17 protein-coding genes are annotated in these 21,187 nt (G+C 60.1%); 4 read left to right on the top strand and 13 right to left on the bottom strand.

Features of this window, described 5'->3' with window-relative positions; all coding sequences use genetic code 11:
* Positions 1 to 239: 239 nt before the first annotated feature.
* The 9 genes from sucD to sdhC all read right to left on the bottom strand — a co-directional run bounded on the left by sucD (position 240) and on the right by sdhC (position 11,657).
* Positions 240 to 1,121 carry a succinate--CoA ligase subunit alpha gene (gene sucD / locus KCG88_RS28265; RefSeq protein WP_003223019.1) on the bottom strand — a complete coding sequence of 294 codons (882 nt, stop codon included), beginning with the start codon at positions 1,119 to 1,121 and terminating at the stop codon, positions 240 to 242.
* Complete coding sequence (gene sucC / locus KCG88_RS28260) at positions 1,121 to 2,287, bottom strand: ADP-forming succinate--CoA ligase subunit beta (RefSeq protein ID WP_009047768.1); 1,167 nt, start codon at positions 2,285 to 2,287, stop codon at positions 1,121 to 1,123. The genes sucD and sucC overlap by 1 nt, the downstream gene beginning before the upstream one ends.
* 230 nt (positions 2,288 to 2,517) lie before the next feature.
* Positions 2,518 to 3,954, bottom strand: a complete 1,437-nt coding sequence (gene lpdA / locus KCG88_RS28255; RefSeq protein ID WP_011060054.1) for a dihydrolipoyl dehydrogenase — start codon at positions 3,952 to 3,954, stop codon at positions 2,518 to 2,520.
* 100 nt (positions 3,955 to 4,054) lie between these two features.
* A complete protein-coding gene (gene odhB / locus KCG88_RS28250; protein WP_025128636.1) occupies positions 4,055 to 5,278 on the bottom strand; it encodes a 2-oxoglutarate dehydrogenase complex dihydrolipoyllysine-residue succinyltransferase in 1,224 nt (407 codons plus the stop codon).
* A 42-nt stretch (positions 5,279 to 5,320) separates the two neighbouring features.
* Positions 5,321 to 8,152 carry a 2-oxoglutarate dehydrogenase E1 component gene (locus tag KCG88_RS28245; protein WP_047284630.1) on the bottom strand — a complete coding sequence of 944 codons (2,832 nt, stop codon included), beginning with the start codon at positions 8,150 to 8,152 and terminating at the stop codon, positions 5,321 to 5,323.
* Positions 8,153 to 8,415: 263 nt separating this feature from the next.
* The gene (locus tag KCG88_RS28240; RefSeq protein WP_022643104.1) at positions 8,416 to 9,120 is read right to left on the bottom strand and encodes a succinate dehydrogenase iron-sulfur subunit; all 705 of its coding nucleotides are present in this window, start codon (positions 9,118 to 9,120) and stop codon (positions 8,416 to 8,418) included.
* Between the two features lie 12 nt (positions 9,121 to 9,132).
* On the bottom strand, positions 9,133 to 10,905 hold the full coding sequence (gene sdhA, locus KCG88_RS28235) for a succinate dehydrogenase flavoprotein subunit (RefSeq protein WP_011060050.1): 1,773 nt from the start codon (positions 10,903 to 10,905) through the stop codon (positions 9,133 to 9,135).
* 3 nt (positions 10,906 to 10,908) lie between these two features.
* On the bottom strand, positions 10,909 to 11,277 hold the full coding sequence (sdhD, locus tag KCG88_RS28230; RefSeq protein WP_011060049.1) for a succinate dehydrogenase, hydrophobic membrane anchor protein: 369 nt from the start codon (positions 11,275 to 11,277) through the stop codon (positions 10,909 to 10,911).
* A complete protein-coding gene (gene sdhC / locus KCG88_RS28225) occupies positions 11,271 to 11,657 on the bottom strand; it encodes a succinate dehydrogenase, cytochrome b556 subunit (RefSeq protein WP_015634665.1) in 387 nt (128 codons plus the stop codon). The genes sdhD and sdhC overlap by 7 nt, the downstream gene beginning before the upstream one ends.
* A 350-nt stretch (positions 11,658 to 12,007) precedes the next feature.
* On the opposite strand from sdhC, the gene gltA reads away from it, so the two are divergent.
* A complete protein-coding gene (gene gltA, locus KCG88_RS28220; RefSeq protein ID WP_011060047.1) occupies positions 12,008 to 13,297 on the top strand; it encodes a citrate synthase in 1,290 nt (429 codons plus the stop codon).
* Positions 13,298 to 13,584: 287 nt separating this feature from the next.
* Here the strand turns inward: gltA and KCG88_RS28215 are convergent, their stop codons facing one another.
* From KCG88_RS28215 to KCG88_RS28205, 3 genes are all read right to left on the bottom strand, one after another.
* Positions 13,585 to 15,243, bottom strand: a complete 1,659-nt coding sequence (locus KCG88_RS28215; protein WP_047284629.1) for a cation acetate symporter — start codon at positions 15,241 to 15,243, stop codon at positions 13,585 to 13,587.
* Positions 15,240 to 15,551 carry a DUF485 domain-containing protein gene (locus tag KCG88_RS28210; protein WP_011060045.1) on the bottom strand — a complete coding sequence of 104 codons (312 nt, stop codon included), beginning with the start codon at positions 15,549 to 15,551 and terminating at the stop codon, positions 15,240 to 15,242. Before KCG88_RS28210 ends, KCG88_RS28215 begins: the two co-directional genes overlap by 4 nt.
* Positions 15,552 to 15,741: 190 nt before the next feature.
* Entirely contained in the window at positions 15,742 to 16,593 is an 852-nt protein-coding gene (locus tag KCG88_RS28205) for a glycine betaine ABC transporter substrate-binding protein (protein ID WP_047284628.1), read from the bottom strand.
* Between the two features lie 330 nt (positions 16,594 to 16,923).
* On the opposite strand from KCG88_RS28205, the gene KCG88_RS28200 reads away from it, so the two are divergent.
* Positions 16,924 to 18,477 carry a beta (1-6) glucans synthase gene (locus KCG88_RS28200; RefSeq protein WP_210713596.1) on the top strand — a complete coding sequence of 518 codons (1,554 nt, stop codon included), beginning with the start codon at positions 16,924 to 16,926 and terminating at the stop codon, positions 18,475 to 18,477.
* Between the two features lie 27 nt (positions 18,478 to 18,504).
* On the opposite strand, the gene KCG88_RS28195 is transcribed toward KCG88_RS28200, so the two are convergent.
* Complete coding sequence (locus KCG88_RS28195) at positions 18,505 to 18,870, bottom strand: hypothetical protein (RefSeq protein ID WP_011060042.1); 366 nt, start codon at positions 18,868 to 18,870, stop codon at positions 18,505 to 18,507.
* A 233-nt stretch (positions 18,871 to 19,103) separates the two neighbouring features.
* Between KCG88_RS28195 and KCG88_RS28190 the strand changes: the two genes are divergently transcribed.
* Complete coding sequence (locus KCG88_RS28190) at positions 19,104 to 20,402, top strand: serine/threonine protein kinase (RefSeq protein WP_047336069.1); 1,299 nt, start codon at positions 19,104 to 19,106, stop codon at positions 20,400 to 20,402.
* The gene (locus tag KCG88_RS28185) at positions 20,395 to 21,183 is read left to right on the top strand and encodes a VacJ family lipoprotein (protein ID WP_047284626.1); all 789 of its coding nucleotides are present in this window, start codon (positions 20,395 to 20,397) and stop codon (positions 21,181 to 21,183) included. The genes KCG88_RS28190 and KCG88_RS28185 overlap by 8 nt, the downstream gene beginning before the upstream one ends.
* Positions 21,184 to 21,187 lie beyond the last annotated feature (4 nt).

Here is a 21,187-nt window from a genome sequence, read left to right as displayed (position 1 = left end):
CGTTTAGCGCGCAGCGACCTTGTGGGCAGCAGACGCAAAAAGAGGCGGCTAGATTACAGAATCGGTAAGACAAGCGCACTGTTCCAGGGCGAACTATCCGATATGCGACAGAATGATGTCGCATTTTTGAAATTATATTTCCCCCAAGCTCTGTGCAGGATGCAGATCTCCTACGGCAGAAAGCACAAAGGCCACCCGAAGGTGGCCTTTGTGGTTGAAGCGTCAGCTAAGCGCGAGGCTTACTTGACAGCCCAACCGGTCAGCTCGGCCAGGGCCTTGCCGATGTCTGCCAGCGAACGCACGGTTTTCACGCCTGCGTCTTGCAGAGCAGCGAATTTCTCGTCTGCAGTGCCTTTGCCGCCGGAGATGATTGCGCCAGCATGGCCCATGCGCTTGCCCGGAGGAGCAGTCACACCAGCGATGTAGGAAACAACCGGCTTGGTCACGTGAGCCTTGATGTAGGCAGCCGCTTCTTCTTCAGCCGAACCGCCGATCTCACCGATCATCACGATCGCTTCGGTCTTCGGGTCTTCCTGGAACAGCTTCAGGATGTCGATGAAGTTCGAACCCGGGATCGGGTCACCACCGATGCCGACGCAGGTGGACTGACCGAAACCGGCGTCAGTAGTCTGCTTAACAGCTTCATAGGTCAGGGTGCCGGAACGGGAAACGATACCGACCTTGCCTGGCAAGTGAATGTGACCTGGCATGATGCCGATCTTGCATTCGCCTGGGGTGATCACGCCTGGGCAGTTAGGGCCGATCAGGGTAACACCCAGCTCGTCGCACTTAACCTTGGCGTCCAGCATGTCCAGGGTAGGAATGCCTTCGGTGATGCAGACGATCAGCTTGATGCCGCCGAAGGCCGCTTCCAGGATCGAGTCCTTGCAGAAAGGAGCTGGAACGTAGATCACGCTGGCGGTGGCGCCAGTGGCAGCTACAGCGTCTTTCACGGTGTTGAACACTGGCAGGCCCAGGTGCTCGGTGCCGCCTTTGCCAGGAGTTACGCCGCCAACCATCTTGGTGCCGTATTCGATGGCTTGCTGGGTGTGGAAACTACCTTGCGAACCGGTAATGCCCTGGCAGATAACTTTGGTGTCTTTATTGATCAGGACGCTCATTATTTGCCCTCCGCAGCTTTGACAACTTGTTGAGCAGCGTCGGTCAGGCTGGTAGCAGCGATGATGTTCAAGCCGCTTTCTGCCAGTACTTTAGCGCCCAGTTCAGCGTTGTTGCCTTCAAGGCGAACAACAACCGGGATTTTCACGCCGACTTCTTTCACGGCGCCGATGATGCCCTCGGCAATCATGTCGCAACGAACGATGCCGCCGAAGATGTTGACCAGTACTGCAGCGACGTTGGTGTCGGACAGGATGATCTTGAAGGCTTCGGTCACGCGCTCTTTGGTAGCACCACCACCTACGTCGAGGAAGTTGGCTGGCTTGCCGCCGTGCAGGTTGACGATGTCCATGGTACCCATGGCCAGGCCGGCACCGTTGACCATGCAGCCGATGTTGCCTTCCAGAGCTACGTAGTTCAGTTCGAACTTGGCAGCGTGGGCTTCGCGCGGATCGTCCTGGGACGGATCGTGGAAGGTTTTCAGCTTAGGCTGACGGTACATGGCGTTGGCGTCGATGTTGATCTTCGCGTCCAGGCAGTGCAGATCGCCGTCGGCCTTGATCACCAGCGGGTTCACTTCCAGCAGGGCCAGATCGTGATCCTGGAACAGTTTGGCCAGACCTACGAAGATCTTGGCGAACTGGGCAACTTGCTTGCCTTCCAGACCCAGTTGGAAAGCCAGCTCGCGACCCTGGAATGGCTGAGCGCCAACCAGTGGATCGATAGTGGCCTTGAGAATTTTTTCTGGAGTGTCGTGAGCGATTTTCTCGATGTCCACGCCACCTTCGGTGGAAGCCATGAACACGATGCGACGGCTCGAACGGTCAACGACAGCGCCCAGGTACAGCTCTTTAGCGATATCAGTGCACGATTCAACCAGGATCTTGGTGACAGGCTGACCATTGGCGTCAGTCTGATAGGTCACCAGACGCTTGCCCAACCACTGCTGAGCGAATGCCTTAGCGTCTTCTTTGCTGCGAACCAGCTTAACGCCGCCCGCTTTACCGCGACCACCGGCGTGAACCTGGGCTTTGACAACCCACTCGGAGCCGCCGATTTTGTCGCAAGCTTCTGCTGCTTCTTCCGGGGTGTCTACCGCGTAGCCTTTGGATACTGGCAGGCCGTATTCAGCGAACAGCTGCTTACCCTGATACTCGTGAAGATTCATGCTTTTTACCGTCTTCGTTAGGTACTGCGCATTCGGCGCTGCGCTCAAGATTGAGTGCCGCACCACCTGTGACCGCTACTCTCAAAACCAGCGCCACACCTGAACCCGGAGCCTGGGCCCCGGTCCAGTGTGTGGCGCTACCTCGAGAGGTCGAGTCCAGCGGATATTCCGCGGTGAGTCTTGCGCACAAGGCTCACGACGGGCCAACCGCCGTGGTTTCTTATTATTGCTTAGCGTTTCTTGCGGTTGGCAATGTGGATGGCAGTGCCATTCACAGCCAGAGCTGCTTCGTGCAGGGCTTCGGACAGGGTCGGATGGGAGAAAACCATCATGCCCAGGTCTTCGGCGCTGGTGCCGAATTCCATGCCGATCGCACCTTGCTGAACCAGTTCCGCAGCGCTTGGGCCAATCACGTGGACGCCCAATACGCGGTCAGTCTTGGCATCGGCGATGACTTTGACGAAACCACCGGTGTCGTTGGCTGCCATGGCACGGCCGCTGGCGGCGAACGGGAAGGTGCCGACGTTAACTTCAACGCCTTCAGCTTTCAAGGCCTGCTCGGTTTTACCGACCCATGCAATTTCCGGGTGAGTATAGATAACCGAAGGGATCAGGTCATAGTTCATCTGGGCTTTGTGGCCCTTGATGCGCTCGGCAACCATGATGCCCTCTTCCGAGGCCTTGTGAGCCAGCATCATGCCGCGCACCACGTCACCGATGGCGTAGACGCCCGGTACGGTGGTAGCGCAGTGATCGTCAACGTGCACGAAACCGCGCTCGTCGAGGGTCACGCCGCAATCGGCGGCCAGCAGGTCGGTGGTCACCGGGCGGCGACCAACGGCAACGATCAGCTTGTCGAAAGTGATGGTCTGCTCGCCATTGGCGTCGGTGTAGGTGACCACGACTTCTTCGCCGTTGACCTTGGAGCCGGTCACGCGAGCGCCCAGCTTGATGTCCAGGCCTTGCTTGGTCAGGGTTTTCAGCGCTTCCTTGGAAACAGCGGTGTCGGCTGCCATCAGGAAAGTGTCCAGGGCTTCCAGGACAGTCACTTGCGCACCCAGGCGCGACCATACCGAACCCAGTTCCAGGCCGATGACGCCAGCGCCGATCACGCCCAGGCGTTTTGGTACGGATTGGAATTCCAGAGCGCCGGTGGAGTCGACGATCACATTCTGGTCGACCGGAGCCGGTGGAATGTCGATCGGACGCGAGCCCGGAGCCAGGATCACGTTTTCGGCTTCGATCACTTCAACCGAACCGTCAGGCTTGGTGACTTCGACTTTCTTGCCGGCCAGCAGTTTGCCGTGGCCCTGGATCGAAGTGACGCCATTGGCTTTGAACAGGGTGGCAACACCGCTGGTCAGGCCTTTGACGATGTTGGCCTTGCGACCCACCATGGCGGGTACATCCATGGTCACGCCAGCGTGGTTGATACCGTGGATGGCAAAACCGTCCTGGGCTTCGTGGAATTTCCAGGAGCTGTCCAGCAGCGCCTTGGAAGGAATGCAACCGACGTTCAGGCAAGTACCACCGAGGGCCAGCTTGCCCTCTTTATCGGTGTACTTCTCGATGCAAGCGGTGGTGAAACCGAGTTGTGCGGCCTTGATTGCGGCGACATAACCGCCTGGGCCCGCGCCAATCACTACCACGTCGAATTTCTGAGTCATAAAAGGTTCCTTTTAACGGCAAGCTAGAAGCTGCAGCCACAAGCTTGAAGCCTCTTGCCCTGGGGCGCGACGCTTCCCGCTTGCAGCATGCAGCTGCTTTTTAGATGTCCAGGAGCAGACGAGCCGGGTCTTCCAGCAGGTTCTTGATGGTCACCAGGAACGTCACGGCTTCTTTACCGTCGATCAGGCGGTGATCGTAGGACAGCGCCAGGTACATCATCGGACGGATGACCACTTGACCGTTGATCGCCATAGGACGCTGCAGAATGTTGTGCATGCCCAGGATCGCGGCTTGTGGCGGGTTGACGATCGGGGTCGACATCATCGAACCGAAAGTACCACCGTTGGTGATGGTGAAAGTACCACCGGTCATCTCTTCCATCGACAGCTTGCCGTCACGGGCCTTCTTGCCGAAGGTGGCGATGCCGCCTTCGATTTCGGCCAGGCTCATCAGTTCGGCGTTACGCAGAACCGGAACCACCAGGCCACGGTCGCTGGAGACCGCAACACCGATGTCGGCGTAGCCGTGGTAGACGATGTCGGAACCGTCGATCGAGGCGTTGACAGCCGGGAAGCGCTTCAGGGCTTCGGTGGCGGCCTTGACGAAGAACGACATGAAGCCCAGGCGTACGCCATTGTGGGACTTCTCGAACAGGTCCTTGTACTTCGAACGCAGGGCCATGACTTCAGTCATGTCGACTTCGTTGAAGGTGGTCAGCATCGCCATGTTCGACTGGGCTTCAACCAGACGCTCGGCAACCTTGGCACGCAGGCGGGTCATAGGCACGCGCTTCTCGACGCGATCACCGGCAGCGAAGACCGGAGCAGCAGCGGCAGGAGCCGGAGCCTTGGCAGGCGCGGCAGCCGGAGCGGCTTTCTTCGCGGCAACAGCAGCGACCACGTCTTCCTTGGTCACACGGCCGCCTTTGCCGGTACCGGCAACGGAAGCGATGTTGATACCGTTTTCTTCAGCCAGCTTGCGCGCGGCAGGAGCAGCGATTGGATCGTCTTCGCCATCGGCAGCAGCCGGGGCAGCAGCGGCAGCGGCCGGAGCGGCGGCGGCAGCAGGAGCAGCGGCAGCGGCGCCGCCTTCAACGATGGAGCCCAGGACTTCGTCGGACAGAACGGTGTCGCCTTCGTTCTTGACGATAGCGCCCAGCACGCCGTCAGCGGTGGCCAGAACTTCCAGCACGACCTTGTCGGTCTCGATGTCAACGATCAGCTCGTCACGCTTGACGGCGTCGCCCGGTTGCTTGTGCCAGGTGGCAACGGTGCCATCGGCAACCGATTCCGGGAAAGTGGGGGCTTTGATCTCGATAGCCATTATCTGTGGTTCCTTAAATTCGGTTTCAGGTGCGCGAAGGCGTTAAACAGTAAAGGCATCTTGCAGCAGTTTTTCCTGCTGCTCAGCGTGCATCGATGCATAACCACAAGCTGGAGCAGCAGAAGCGTCACGGCCCGCGTACTCGAGTACGAGCGACTTGTTGTGACCGCTGATGATGCGACGCATGTGATGCTGGCTGCAGTACCAGGCACCCTGGTTCATCGGCTCTTCCTGACACCAAACGATGTGTTTGACGTTTTTGTACGGAGCCAGGACTTCGATCAGGTCGTCCTCAGGGAATGGGTACAGCTGCTCGATACGCACGATGGCGATGTCGTCACGACCTTCGGCACGGCGTTTTTCCAACAGGTCGTAGTAGACCTTGCCGCTACACAGAATGATGCGACCCACGTCTTTTGGATCCTGGGCATCGATTTCCGGGATAACGGTCTGGAACGAACCTTCCGCCAGATCTTCCAGGGTCGAGATGGCCAGTTTATGACGCAGCAGGGATTTCGGTGTCAGCACGACCAGCGGCTTGCGCAGCGGACGAATCACCTGGCGACGCAGCAAGTGGTAGATCTGAGCCGGCGTGGTCGGTACGCATACCTGGATGTTGTGCTCGGCGCACAGCTGCAGGTAACGCTCCAGACGAGCCGAGGAGTGCTCGGGACCCTGACCTTCATAACCGTGTGGCAGCAGCATGGTCAGACCGCAGAGACGGCCCCACTTGTGCTCGCCGCTGGTGATGAACTGGTCGATCACTACTTGTGCACCGTTGGCGAAGTCGCCGAACTGGGCTTCCCAGATCACCAGCGCATTAGGCGTGGTGGTCGAGTAGCCGTATTCGAATGCCAGTACCGCTTCTTCCGACAGGAACGAGTCGTACAGGTCGAAGCGCGGCTGACCGTCGAACAGATGCTGCAGCGGGATATAGGTGCTGGCATCTTTCTGGTTGTGCAACACGGCATGGCGGTGCGAGAAGGTGCCGCGGCCGATGTCCTGGCCGGTCATGCGGATCGGGTGACCTTCGAACGCCAGGGTCGCGTACGCCATGGTTTCAGCGTAACCCCAGTTGATCGGCAGGCCGCCGGCTTGCATCTTCTGACGGTCTTCGTAGATCTTCGCGACCTGACGCTGAACCACGAAGCCTTCCGGCAGCTCCAGCAGCTTGGCGGACAGTTCCTGAAGAGTCTTGAGGTCGAAGGTGGTGTCGTGACGCGCGGTCCAGGTATGGCCCAGGTACGGACGCCAGTCCACGAACAACTCTTTGTTCGGCTCCTTGACCAGGCTCTTGACCACGTGCAAACCGTTGTCCAGCGCGTTGCGGTATTCGTCGACTTTCGCCTGAACACGCTCTGCGTCGAGCACACCGCCCTGGGTCAGGCGATCGGCATACAGTTCACGGGTGGTGCGCTGCTTGGCGATCTGCTGATACATCAGTGGCTGGGTGCCGCTTGGCTCGTCGGCCTCGTTGTGGCCGCGACGACGGTAGCAGACCAGGTCGATCACCACGTCGCGCTTGTACTGCATGCGGTAGTCGATGGCCAGCTGGGTCACGAACAGCACGGCTTCCGGATCATCACCATTCACATGGAGGATCGGCGCCTGGATCATCTTCGCAACGTCGGTGGCGTACTCGGTGGAGCGCGAGTCCAGCGGGTTGCTGATGGTGAAACCGACCTGGTTGTTGATCACGATGTGCACAGTGCCGCCGGTACGGAAACCGCGGGTCTGGGACATCTGGAAGGTTTCCATCACCACGCCCTGGCCGGCGAATGCCGCGTCACCGTGGATCGAGATCGGCAGAACCTTGTCGCCGGTCTGGTCGTTGCGACGGTCCTGACGGGCGCGCACCGAACCTTCGACCACTGGAGAAACGATTTCCAGGTGGGACGGGTTGAACGCCATCGCCAGGTGAACTTCGCCACCGGTGGTCATTACGTTGGACGAGAAGCCCTGGTGGTATTTAACGTCACCGGAACCCAGCTCGACCTTCTTCTTGCCTTCGAACTCGTCGAACAGCTCGCGCGGGTTCTTGCCGAAGGTGTTGACCAGCACGTTCAGACGGCCACGGTGGGCCATGCCGATCACCACTTCCTTGGTGCCGTAGGAACCGGAACGCTGGATCAGCTCGTCGAGCATCGGAATCAGGCTCTCGCCGCCTTCCAGACCGAAACGCTTGGTGCCCGGGTATTTGGTACCCAGGTATTTTTCCAGGCCTTCAGCCGCAGTGACGCGCTCGAGCAGGTGGCTCTTGATGTCGGCGGAATAGGTCGGACGGCCGCGTACGCTTTCCAGACGCTGCTGGAACCACTGACGCTGCTCGGAATCGGTGATGTGCGTGAATTCAGCGCCAATGGTGCGGCAATATGTCTGCTGCAACGCTTCGTGAATTTCGCGTAGGCTCGCTTCCTCTTTGCCGATGAACAGGTCGCCGGCACGGAAGGTCGTATCAAGATCGGCATTGGTCAAGCCGTAATGATTGATCGACAGGTCTGCAGGTGCAGGACGCTGCCACAGCCCCAGCGGGTCCAGCTGGGCTGCCTGGTGGCCACGCATCCGATAGGCCTGGATCAATCGCAGCACTTCAACTTGCTTCTTCTCGTGCTCACTGCTCACGCTACCGGCGGATACCGGTTGGGCGCGGCGCTGGTTCTTTGCCAGCAAGACGAAATGATCGCGGATTGTCGAGTGCGAAACATCGATGGCAGTGCTGCCGTCGGTAGGCAACTTCTGAAAGTAAGTGCGCCACTCTTCTGGCACAGCGTTAGGGTCGTGCAGGTAGAGCTCGTAGAGCTCTTCCACATAGGCAGCGTTACTACCGGATAGGTAGGCGCTGTTCCACATGCGCTGCATCACGCTTTCTTGCATGCTTGGTCACCCTCGGTTAGGGGAACACCACCGGCGACGACACCGAGCAAGCTTGCAGAAGTCCGAATGCAGCGACCAAAACAAGCCACTTAGGATCACGCTGATAGTCCGGGTACCAGCCCGGATGCCCCTGCTTGTCTCATTTCTTCAAAATATAGAGCAGCCACTTTGTGAGCTGCTGCTCAGGTTAGAGCCATGACGCGGGTTGAAGCCCGCGCCGTGGCTTTTACGGGTACAGCGGTCCTACGGGTACAACAGCTGAATCACACGCCACTCTGCAGCAGCATGTTACGAATGTGACCGATGGCCTTAGTCGGGTTCAGGCCCTTCGGACAAACGTTGACGCAGTTCATGATGCCCCGGCAGCGGAATACGCTGAACGGGTCGTCCAGGGAAGCCAGACGCTCGGACGTCTTGGTGTCACGGCTGTCTGCCAGGAAGCGGTAGGCTTGCAGCAGGGCAGCTGGACCCAGGAACTTGTCCGGGTTCCACCAGAAGGACGGGCAAGAGGTCGAGCAGCAAGCGCACAGGATGCACTCGTACAGACCGTCGAGCTTCTCGCGCTCTTCCGGGGACTGCAGACGTTCGATGGCCGGAGCCGGCGTATCGTTCTGCAGGAAGGGCTTCACCTTCTCGTATTGCTTGTAGAAGATGCTCATATCGACGACCAGGTCACGGATAACCGGCAGACCTGGCAGAGGACGAATAACCAGCTTGTTCTTCTTGACCACGGCAGACAGTGGCGTGATGCACGCCAGACCATTCTTGCCGTTGATGTTCATGCCATCGGAACCGCAAACGCCTTCACGGCAGGAACGACGGTAGGAAAAACCTTCGTCCTGCTCTTTGATCAGGGCCAGCACGTCCAGCACCATCAAGTCCTTGCCACCGGTGTCAACCTGGAAAACCTGGGTTTTCGGAGCCGAGTCGGTGTCGGGGTTGTAACGATAAACTTCAACTTGCAACATATCGATCACCCTTTAGTAAGTCCGGACTTTTGGTTCGAAAGTCGGAACAGTCTTCGGCGAGAAGTTGACCGCACGCTTGGCAACGCGCTTCTCACCCGGGAAGTACAGGGTGTGGCACAGCCAGTTTTCGTCGTCACGGTCTTCGAAGTCTTCACGGGCATGAGCGCCGCGGGACTCTTTGCGCACTTCGGCAGCGATGGCAGTGGCTTCGGCCACTTCCAGCAGGTTCTGCAGCTCAAGTGCTTCGATACGCGCAGTGTTGAAAGCTTGAGACTTGTCGTTGATCTTGACGTTGGCGATACGCTCGCGCAGGTCAGCCAGCTGGGCGATACCCTTCTGCATGTATTCGCCGGTACGGAATACACCGAAGTAGTTCTGCATGCAGTTCTGCAGCTCGCGACGCAGGGTTGCGACGTCTTCACCGGTGGTGCGCTCGTTGAGCTTGGCCAGGCGGTTCAGGGCAACATCTACGTCGGTGTCGCTGGCGTCGCGGTATTCGATACCGTCGGTCAGCGCTTTTTCCAGGTGCAGACCGGCTGCACGGCCGAACACCACCAGGTCCAGCAGCGAGTTGCCGCCCAGACGGTTGGCGCCGTGTACCGATACGCAAGCCACTTCACCCACTGCGAACAGGCCAGGGATGATGGTGTCTTCGCCAGCGGCGTTCTGGGTGATGGCCTGGCCATGAATGTTGGTGGCAACGCCGCCCATCATGTAGTGGCAGGTTGGAACGACCGGAACCGGAGCAACCACCGGGTCAACGTGCGCAAAGGTCTTGGACAGCTCGCAGATGCCTGGCAGGCGGCTGTGCAGCACTTCCTCGCCCAGGTGGTCGAGCTTGAGCATCACGTGGTCGCCGTTCGGGCCACAGCCGTTGCCGGCGATGATTTCCTTGACCATGGAGCGCGCAACAACGTCGCGGCCAGCCAGGTCTTTGGCGTTCGGAGCATAACGCTCCATGAAACGCTCGCCATGCTTGTTGATCAGGTAACCACCCTCACCACGGCAACCTTCGGTTACCAGTACACCAGCGCCGGCAATACCGGTCGGGTGGAACTGCCACATTTCGATGTCTTGCACCGGAACGCCAGCACGCAGCGCCATACCAACGCCGTCACCGGTGTTGATCAGGGCGTTGGTGGTGGAGGCGTAGATACGACCTGCACCGCCGGTGGCCAGAACGGTGGCCTTGGAGCGGATGTAGGTGGTTTCGCCGGTTTCGATGCAGATAGCGATCACGCCGACAAAGGCGCCGTCCTGGTTCTTCACCAGATCGACTGCGTACCACTCGTTGAGGAAGGTGGTGCCGGCTTTCAGGTTGCCCTGATACAGGGTGTGCAGCAGTGCGTGACCGGTACGGTCGGACGCTGCGCAAGTACGAGCAGCCTGGCCGCCCTTGCCGTAGTCCTTGGACTGACCGCCGAAAGGACGCTGGTAGATACGACCGGTTTCGGTACGGGAGAACGGCAGACCCATGTGGTCCAGTTCGAAGACCGCAGCCGGGCCTTCCTGACACATGTATTCGATAGCGTCCTGGTCACCGATGTAGTCGGAACCCTTGACGGTATCGTACATGTGCCAGCGCCAGTCATCGTTCGGGTCCGCCGAGGCGATCGCGCAAGTGATGCCGCCCTGGGCAGACACAGTGTGCGAACGGGTCGGGAACACCTTGGTGATCACCGCAGTCTTGTGGCCGCCCTGGGCCAGCTGCAGTGCGGCACGCATGCCGGCGCCGCCGCCGCCAATGATGATGGCGTCGAATGAAATGGTTGGAATGTTAGCCATGAATCAGATACCCCAGAGAATCTGCACACCCCAGACGAAGTAAGCGAACATCGCGACGCCGCATACTGCCTGGAAAAGGAAACGTACTGCTGTGGCCGACTTGCCCAGCGCCATCGGCGTCAGGTAGTCAGTCGAGATGGTCCACATGCCGACCCAGGCGTGAGCGCCCAGGGCCACCATGGCCAGCAGACTGAAGATACGCATCCAGTTGTTTGCGAACAGGCCATGCCACTGGGTGTAGTCAATGCCCGGATTCGCTACGAGGTATCCGATCAGGAAAATGAAATAAGCCGCGAGAACGACCGCAGACACACGTTGTGCCATCCAGTCATAAAGGCCCGAACGCGACAGGTTCGTAACGCTGGTTACCATATCCAAACTCCCGCCAGAACGATTACCACCACGGATACGGCGATAACGATTTTCGAGCCCAGCTTGCCGCCTTCCAGCGTCTCACCGATGCCCATGTCCATAATCAGATGGCGTACACCGGCCACCAAGTGATACAGCAAGGCGGACAGGAGGCCCCATGCAACGAATTTGGCCAGCGGACTGGTCAAGCACGCCTTCACCTCGGCATAGCCTTCCTCGGAACCCAGGGATTTGCTCAATGCATAAAGCATGATGCCGATGCCCAGGAAGAGGATGATGCCGGAAACACGGTGAAGAAACGACGTAACGCCGGTGATGGGGAGTTTGATGGTCCTTAGGTCTAGGTTTACAGGTCGTTGGCTATTCACGGCTTTTTTCACACTGAAGAGCCCCTAACAATCAGGGCAAAGTTGTTGGGGAGTGCACTGGTCAGGCAACCACTACCCAGGGAGTGCGACCCCCAGCAAAGCGGGCCCAGAAGCCTACGGAGGTCGGTGGCCGAGTATAGACAGTTAGGCTACTAATGACAACGCAAAGACCTTCCCCTAATAGCTGATTGCGTTAGCGTTATAAAAGGCGTAAATGGCGCTGAATTTCGCGAAAAAATCCCTCCCAAAGCCTTCTGGGACAAGACTTTAGGCAAATTGACATTCGGATTTATCTCACTATAGTGGTGCGGGCCCTGCGTGGGGGGTCTGTCTGATGATTTCAAGCATAAATAGGAGGCCACATGGCTGACAAAAAAGCGCAGTTGATCATCGAGGGCGCAGCCCCCGTCGAGCTGCCCATTTTAACCGGCACCGTTGGTCCCGATGTAATCGATGTTCGGGGTCTGACGGCCACGGGCCGCTTCACTTTTGACCCGGGTTTCATGTCGACCGCCTCCTGCGAGTCGAAAATCACCTACATCGACGGCGACAACGGCATTCTGCTGCATCGCGGCTACCCGATCGAACAGCTGGCCGAGAAATCGGACTACCTGGAAACCTGCTACCTGCTGCTCAACGGTGAATTGCCCACCGCCGAACAGAAGGCCCAGTTCGTCAGCACCGTGAAGAACCACACCATGGTTCACGAACAGCTCAAGAGCTTCTTCAACGGTTTCCGTCGCGACGCCCACCCGATGGCGGTGATGTGCGGCGTAGTCGGTGCCCTGTCGGCGTTCTACCACGACTCCCTGGACATCAATAACCCGCAGCACCGCGAAATCTCCGCCGTGCGCCTGGTGGCCAAGATGCCGACCCTGGCAGCGATGGTCTACAAGTACTCCATGGGCCAGCCGATGATGTACCCGCGCAACGACCTGTCGTACGCGGAAAACTTCCTGCACATGATGTTCAACACCCCGTGCGAGATCAAACCGATCAGCCCGGTACTGGCCAAGGCAATGGACCGGATCTTCATCCTCCATGCCGACCACGAACAGAACGCCTCGACGTCCACCGTGCGCCTGGCGGGCTCCTCGGGTGCCAACCCGTTCGCCTGTATCGCTGCTGGTATCGCTGCACTCTGGGGCCCGGCCCACGGCGGTGCCAACGAAGCGGTACTGACCATGCTCGACGAAATTGGCGATGTCTCGAACATCGACAAGTTCATCGCCAAGGCCAAGGACAAGAACGATCCGTTCAAGCTCATGGGCTTCGGTCACCGCGTGTACAAGAACCGCGACCCGCGCGCCACCGTCATGAAGCAGACCTGCGACGAAGTTCTCAAGGAACTGGGCATCAACAACGATCCGCAACTCGAACTGGCCATGCGCCTGGAAGAGATCGCCCTGACCGACCCGTACTTCATCGAGCGCTCGCTGTACCCGAACGTCGACTTCTACTCGGGGATTATCCTCAAGGCGATCGGCATTCCAACCAGCATGTTCACCGTGATCTTCGCCCTGGCGCGGACCGTCGGCTGGATCTCGCACTGGAAGGAAATGCTCTCCAGCCCGTACAAGATCGGCCGTCCACGCCAGCTGTACACCGGCTACGAGTCGCGTGACATCACCAAACTGGAAGACCGCAAATAAGACCTGCCTTACGCACACGTCTTAGCTGCACCGGATACGGCCTCTAACAGAGGTCGTATTTGTTTCTGCCCTGCCCTCGCCTCCCGCTGCAACTGGCCTCGCGGCGAAGCGCCCCGTAAGCCTCGCCCCTCACATACGCTTTCGCTGGCAAGCCAGCATCTATGCGCCTGCGCCTGCAGTCGGGGAAATCCGGGCAAGACGAGCGGACAGAAAAATGCCCCGGTCTCTCGATCGGGGCATTTCGCCATTACGCAGCTTCTATATAGAAGCCGATACATTCATCTGGCTTAGTGCGACACCGCCCCGCTGGCGCCCAGGCCGGTCTGCGACCGCACGAACTGCGGGAAGAACAGCGCCCGCTCGTTGACCGCCGCGGTCGACTTGTCGGTGATGGAGAAGAACCAGATACCGATGAAGGCGATGATCATCGAAAACAGCGCCGGGTACTCGTACGGGAAGATCGCCTTCTCGTGATGCAGGATCTGCACCCAGATGGTCGGGCCGAGGATCATCAGCGCCACGGCACTCACCAGGCCCATCCAGCCGCCAATCATGGCGCCACGGGTGGTGAGCTTCTTCCAGTACATGGAAAGCAGCAGTACCGGGAAGTTGCAGCTGGCGGCAATGGAGAACGCCAGGCCTACCATGAACGCGATGTTCTGGCTTTCAAAGAGAATGCCCAGGCCGATGGCCAGTACGCCCAATGCCACGGTGGTGATCTTGGAAACGCGGATCTCGTCCTTTTCGTTGGCCTTGCCCTTCTTGATCACGCTGGCATACAGGTCATGGGACACCGCCGAGGCGCCGGCCAGGGTCAGGCCTGCAACGACCGCCAGGATGGTGGCGAAGGCCACGGCCGAAATGAAGCCGAGGAACACGCTGCCGCCCACTGCGTTGGCCAGGTGCACCGCCGCCATGTTGTTGCCGCCCAGCAAGGCGCCTGCGGCATCCTTGAAGTCCGGGTTGGTGCTAACCAGCAGGATCGCGCCGAAGCCGATGATGAAGGTCAGGATGTAGAAGTAGCCGATGAAGCCTGTGGCATAGAGCACGCTCTTGCGGGCTTCCTTGGCATCGCTGACGGTAAAGAAACGCATCAGGATGTGCGGCAGGCCAGCGGTACCGAACATTAGCGCGAGGCCTAAGGAGAACGCCGAGATCGGATCTTTCACCAGGCCGCCGGGGCTCATGATCGCTTCACCCTTGGGGTGAACCTTGACCGCTTCGGAGAACAGGGTGTTGAAGTCGAAGTTGACGTGCTTCATCACCATCAGTGCCATGAAGGACGCGCCGGAGAGCAACAGCACCGCCTTGATGATCTGCACCCAGGTCGTGGCCAGCATGCCGCCGAACAGCACGTACAGGCACATCAGGATGCCCACCAGGATCACCGCCACATGGTAGTCGAGGCCGAACAGCAGCTGGATCAGCTTGCCGGCACCCACCATCTGCGCGATCAGGTAGAACGCCACCACCACCAGCGAGCCACAGGCCGACAGGGTGCGGATCTGGGTCTGCCCGAGGCGGTAGGACGCCACGTCGGCAAAGGTGTACTTGCCCAGGTTGCGCAGGCGCTCAGCGATCAGGAACAGAATGATCGGCCAGCCCACCAGGAAACCGATGGAGTAGATCAGGCCGTCATAGCCGGAAGTGAACACCAGGGCGGAAATCCCCAGGAAGGACGCCGCGGACATGTAGTCGCCAGCGATCGCCAGGCCGTTCTGGAAGCCGGTGATCTTGCCGCCCGCCGCATAATAGTCGGCAGCCGACTTGTTGCGCTTGGAGGCCCAGTAGGTGATGCACAGGGTGGCACCGACGAAGACCACGAACATCACGATCGCCGATACGTTGAGCGGTTGCTTGTGGACTTCGCCCGTCAAGGCGTCTGCAGCCCAGAGGGCGGGAGCGAAGGCGGCAAGACCGAGTGCTGCGAATAGACGTCGGATCATTGCTGAGCCTCCTTCAGGATCGCATTGTTCAACTCGTCGAATTCGCCGTTGGCGCGTCGGACATAGATGGCCGTCAGGATGAAGGCCGAGAGAATCAAGCCAACACCGATGGGAATGCCCCAGGTGATGGATGAGGTGGGACTGAGTTTGGCTCCCAGGATCTGGGGACCATAGGCGATCAACAAAATGAAAGCCGAGTAAAGCCCAAGCATGATCGCCGAGAGAATCCAGGCGAACCGCTCTCGTTTGCTGACCAGCTCCTTGAAACGCGGGCTGTTTTGAATCGAGAGGTAAATGCTGTCGTTCATTGTTTTTATCCTCGCAGCACAGATTTTAGGTGGAACCTAATCCACTCTATGCGGCTATGGAGCAGGTTCCAGACGACCTTAGTATTAGAACGACATTAGCGTTGGCGCCGGTTTTTTCTTCAATAAATGACAAGGCCGCCCACTGTTTCCAGTGCGCGGCCTCAAGACCCCTGATCTAGACGCTTTATGCTTATTTAGCAGTCCACTCGGCAACCCTTTCCGGGTGCTTGCTCACCCAATCCTTGGCCGCCACATCGGGTTTTGCACCCTCTTGAATGGCCAGCATGACCTCACCGATTTCATCTTTCGAGGCCCACTGGAATTTCTTCAGGAAGGCTGCCACTTCCGGCGCCTTCTTCTCCAGGCCCTTGCTGCCAATGCTGTTGACGGTTTCAGCAGCGCCGTACACGCCCTTGGGGTCTTCGAGAAAGCGCAGTTTCCACTTGGCGAACATCCAGTGCGGCACCCAGCCGGTTACGGCGATGGCGTCCTGTTTCTCTTCGGCGCGGGTCAGCTCGGCGATCATTGCGGCCCCGGAACTGGCCTGCAGCTTGTAGTCCAGGCCGTAGTCCTTGATCGCCTGGTCGGTCTTGAGCATTACCCCCGAGCCGGCGTCGATGCCGACGATCTTGTTCTTGAACGTGGTATCGGTCTTGAGGTCCTCGATGGACTTGGCCTTGACGTACTCCGGCACGATCAGGCCGATCTTGGCGTCCTTGAAGTTGGGGCCGTAGTCCACCACCTTGTCCTTGTTCTTGGCCCAGTACTCGCCATGGGTCACCGGCAGCCAGGCCGAAAGCATGGCGTCGAGCTTGCCGGTGGCTACGCCCTGCCACATGATCCCGGTCGCTACCGCTTGCAGCTTGACGTCATAACCGAGCTTCTGCTTGATCACTTCCGCCGCCACATAGGTCGTCGCCACGCTGTCGGACCAGCCGTCGACATAGCCGATGCTCAGGGTCTTGCTGTCGGCACTGGCCAGAGTGGAGCTGATGGCAAGTACCAGTGCGGCACCTGCGCCTAAGAGTCGTCGCATCTTCATCGTTACTTCCCCGAAAAGTGCAGTGCCGGGCGGCTGCCAGGCACGTCAACGTATGGTTATGGTGCTCAGCGCCCCCATCACGCCTCACCGCGAACACGTTCGATCATCAGCGGAGTACTGATGCCTGGATCATCAACCCGCCCTGCTCCGCGACCTGCTCTGTCTACGACCTCAAGGCAGCCAGCAGCGACATCAGATAGCCAGTAACCAACGGCCGGCCTCTCCCGAGCAGTGGGTCCGCCCGAACTTTGCATGTCAAAATCATGCAGCCCACCAAGCTGCGGACAAATGCGGGTAAGATGCCCGGCTTTGTTCCACGACGGCCCGATCATGCCCGCCACCCCTCGTTTCCCCGCCCTGCCCTATCTGTTCGCCTGCCTGCTCGGGCTGCTGGCCCTCTGCGGTTATTGGTACGGCCTTGGCCGGCCAGTGCACCTGCCGGATGTCGCCAGCGCCAGCCACAAGCTGCAATGCGCGTCCTACACCCCGTTCGACAAGGACCAGTCGCCCTTCGACCAGCCGTTCAAACTGCGCCCACAGCGCATGGACGCGGACCTGGCCCTGCTGGCGACCCGTTTCGAATGCATCCGTACCTATTCCATGACCGGCCTGGAAGCCCTGCCGGACCTGGCGCGCAAGCACGGCCTGAAGCTGATGATCGGCGCCTGGGTCAACAGCAACCCGGTGGACACCGAGAAGGAAGTCGACCTGCTGATCGCCTCGGCCAACGCCAACCCGGACGTGGTCAGTGCGGTGATCGTCGGCAACGAAGCCCTGCTGCGCAAGGAGGTCACCGGCGCGCAATTGGCGCGGCTGATCCTCAAGGTCAAGGCCGGGGTCAAGCAGCCGGTGACCTACGCCGATGTCTGGGAGTTCTGGCTCAAGCACCCGGAAATCGCCCCGGCGGTGGATTTCCTCACCATCCACCTGCTGCCGTACTGGGAAGACGATCCGTCGAACATCGACGCCGCCTTGAACCACGTGGCCGAGGTGCGCCAGGTGTTCGGCAACCGCTTCGCCCCCAAGGACGTGCTGATTGGCGAGACCGGCTGGCCCAGTGAAGGCCGGCAGCGAGAAACCGCGCTGCCCAGCCGGGTCAACGAGGCCAAGTTCATCCGCGGTTTCGTCGCCCTGGCGGAACACAATGGCTGGCACTACAACCTGATCGAAGCTTTCGACCAGCCCTGGAAGCGCGCCAGCGAAGGTGCCGTCGGTGGCTACTGGGGGCTGTTCGATGCTGATCGCCAAGACAAGGGCATCCTCGCCGGCCCGGTGTCCAACCTGCCGTACTGGCCGCTGTGGCTGGGCGTCGGCGGCCTGATACTGCTCGGCACACTGGTGCTCGGCGGCCGGCCCCGCGACCACCGCGCCGCCCTGCTGCTGCCCCTGTTGGGCGCAGTGGCCGCTTGCAGCATCGGAACCTGGGGAGAACTGGCGCGGGTAACCAGCCGTTTCGCCGGTGAATGGTGCTGGGCCGCGTTTCTGCTGGGGCTCAACCTGCTGGTGCTGGCCCACGCCGCCCTGGCCCTGAGCCCTCGCCAGGGCTGGCGCCTGGAGGCCTTCAATGCACTGGAGAAACGGGCCGGCTGGCTGCTGACGGCCGCAGGCTTCGCCGCGGCGGTGATGATGCTGGAGCTGGTGTTCGACCCGCGCTACCGCAGCTTCCCCAGCGCGGCCCTGCTACTGCCGGCACTGGTCTACCTGTGCCGGCCGGTGCGAGTGCCGCGCCGGGAGATTGCCCTGCTGACCTTTATCGTCGGTGCCGGCATTGCCCCGCAGTTGTATCAGGAAGGCCTGGCCAACCAGCAGGCCTGGGGCTGGGCCCTGGTCAGCCTGCTGATGGTAGCGGCGCTTTGGCGCAACCTGCGGGCCCCCAGGGCCTGAGGCCATAGGCCATGGCCGCTGCTGCGGCTATGGCTTGCTGGCGCGTACCAGGCGCAAGCCGGCAATCACCACGGCAAATACCGCCAGGGTGGTGTTGTACAGGGCCAGGGCCGGAATGCCGATCAGCAATGCCAGTACGCCCAGCCCCCAACCGGCACGCCCGGGCATGACAAAACCCAGGAGCGCCACGGCCACCGCGCTCCAGCCCAGCACCTTGAAGTGAATCATCCAACCCAGGCTGGAGCGCAGCCCGCACTCCCAGCGGCTCGCGGCCTCGACACAGGCACCCACCCAGCGAGCATCCTCCATGAAGCCGTAGCGCAGGCCATAACTGGCGGCCAGCCACAGCGGCAGGACCACGAGCAGCAGAATCAGGGGAAGGCGGCGGGACATGAAACACTCCGAACAGTCAAAACGGCGCCCAGCATAATCCCCCGCGAACGCTTGGCAAGCGCCAGGAGCAGATATCTGTCATGCAAATGGCGGCAAAGTGTATCGTCCGGCTACTATCACTTCCCAATAAGCCTGTCGCAGGCGTTATTTGTGCCCAACCATGGCACTTCGGCAGCAGCGCGGTGGTCATAGCCTGCGAACCTCATTCGGTACCTTCTTCTAGGGATACAGTCATGCTTCGTTCCTTGCGCTTCGCTGCCTTGTTTGGCGGCCTTATCCTGAGTGCGTCCGCGCTGGCGGTCGACGTCGACCCGGCCACCTATGGCTACCCGTTGACCAACCCCTTCGAAGCCACCATTGCCACAACGCCTCCGGAGTTGCGCCCGGAACTGCCCTCCAACGATGACATCCGCCAGTCTGACCACAGCCTGAGGCTGCGCCCGGAACGGGAATTCATCCTCCCGGACAACTTCTGGGCGGTGAAGAAACTCACCTACCGCATTGCCACCCAGGACCACGCCGCGCCACTGATCTTCCTGATCGCCGGCACCGGGGCGCGCTATGACAGTAGCCTCAACGAGTACCTGAAGAAGCTCTACTACAAAGCCGGCTACCACGTGGTGCAGCTGTCCTCGCCCACCAGCTTCGACTTCATCAGCGCCGCTTCGCGCTTTGCCACCCCGGGCGTGACCCAGGAAGACGCCGAGGACATGTACCGGGTGATGCAGGCCGTACGGGCGCAGAATCCCAAGCTGCCGATCACCGAGTTCTACCTCACCGGCTACAGCCTTGGCGCGCTGGATGCGGCCTTCGTCAGCAAGCTGGATGAAACCCGGCGCAGCTTCAATTTCAAGAAAGTCCTGCTGCTCAACCCGCCGGTCAACCTCTATACCTCGATCACCAACCTCGACAAGCTGGTGCAGACCGAGGTCAAGGGCATCAACAACAGCACCACCTTCTACGAACTGGTGCTGGGCAAGCTGACCCGCTACTTCCAGCAGAAGGGCTATATCGACCTCAACGACGCCCTGCTCTACGACTTCCAGCAATCCAAGCAGCACCTGACCAACGAGCAGATGGCGATGCTGATCGGCACCTCCTTCCGTTTCTCGGCGGCGGACATTGCCTTCACCTCGGACCTGATCAACCGCCGCGGCCTGATCACCCCGCCCAAATACCCGATCCGCGAAGGCACCAGCCTCACGCCGTTTCTCAAGCGTGCGCTGCAATGCGACTTCGACTGCTACCTGACCGAGCAGGTGATCCCCATGTGGCGCGCCCGCACCGATGGCGGCAGCCTGCTGCAACTGATCGACCAGGTCAGCCTCTACGCCCTGCAGGACTACCTCAAGGCCAGCCCGAAGATCGCCGTGATGCACAACGCCGACGACGTGATCCTGGGCCCCGGCGACCTGGGTTTCCTGCGTAAAACCTTTGGTGACCGCCTGACCGTCTACCCCCATGGCGGCCACTGCGGCAACCTCAACTACCGCGTCAACAGCGACGCCATGCTGGAGTTCTTCCGTGGCTAAACATCTCCTGCTTATCGCTGCGTTGTTCTGCGCAGGCTATGCCCAAGCCGACAACAGCAAGGCCAACACCCCGGTCACGCCCGATCCCGACGGCTTCACCGAACCGTTGAAGAAACTCAAGTTCAACCCGGGCCTGGACCAGCGCGAATTCGAGCGCTCGACCCTCAATGCGCTGAACGTCTATGACCCGCTGGAGTCGTGGAACCGTCGGGTCTACCACTTCAACTACCGCTTCGACCAGTGGGTGTTCCTGCCGGTGGTGGACGGCTACCGCTATGTGACCCCGGGGTTCCTGCGCAGCGGGGTGAGCAACTTCTTCAACAACCTGGGCGATGTGCCGAACCTGGTCAACAGCCTGCTGCAGTTCAAGGGCCAGCGCTCCATGGAAACCACCGCGCGCCTGCTGCTCAACACCACCATCGGCGTGGCCGGCCTGTGGGACCCGGCCACCAAGATGGGCCTGCCGCGCCAGAACGAAGACTTCGGCCAGACCCTGGGCTTCTACGGGGTGCCCGGCGGCGCCTACCTGGTGCTGCCGATCCTAGGTCCGTCGAACCTGCGCGATACCGCCGGGCTGGCGGTGGACTACACCGCCGAATCGGCGATCAACTTCCTCAATGTTTCGGAAGCCAGCAGCAACCACCCGGAAATCTGGGTCCTGCGCGGGGTCGACAAGCGCTACCAGACCAGCTTCCGCTATGGCCAGCTGAACTCGCCGTTCGAATACGAGAAAGTGCGCTACGTCTACACCGAGTCGCGCAAGCTGCAGATCGCCGAGTAACCCT

It is taken from the genome of Pseudomonas sp. MWU349 (genome assembly GCF_017947325.1).
Lineage (GTDB): Bacteria > Pseudomonadota > Gammaproteobacteria > Pseudomonadales > Pseudomonadaceae > Aquipseudomonas > Aquipseudomonas protegens.
The sequence above is the reverse complement of the archived record's forward strand: the minus strand, read 5'-3'. Positions and strand labels throughout refer to the sequence as shown.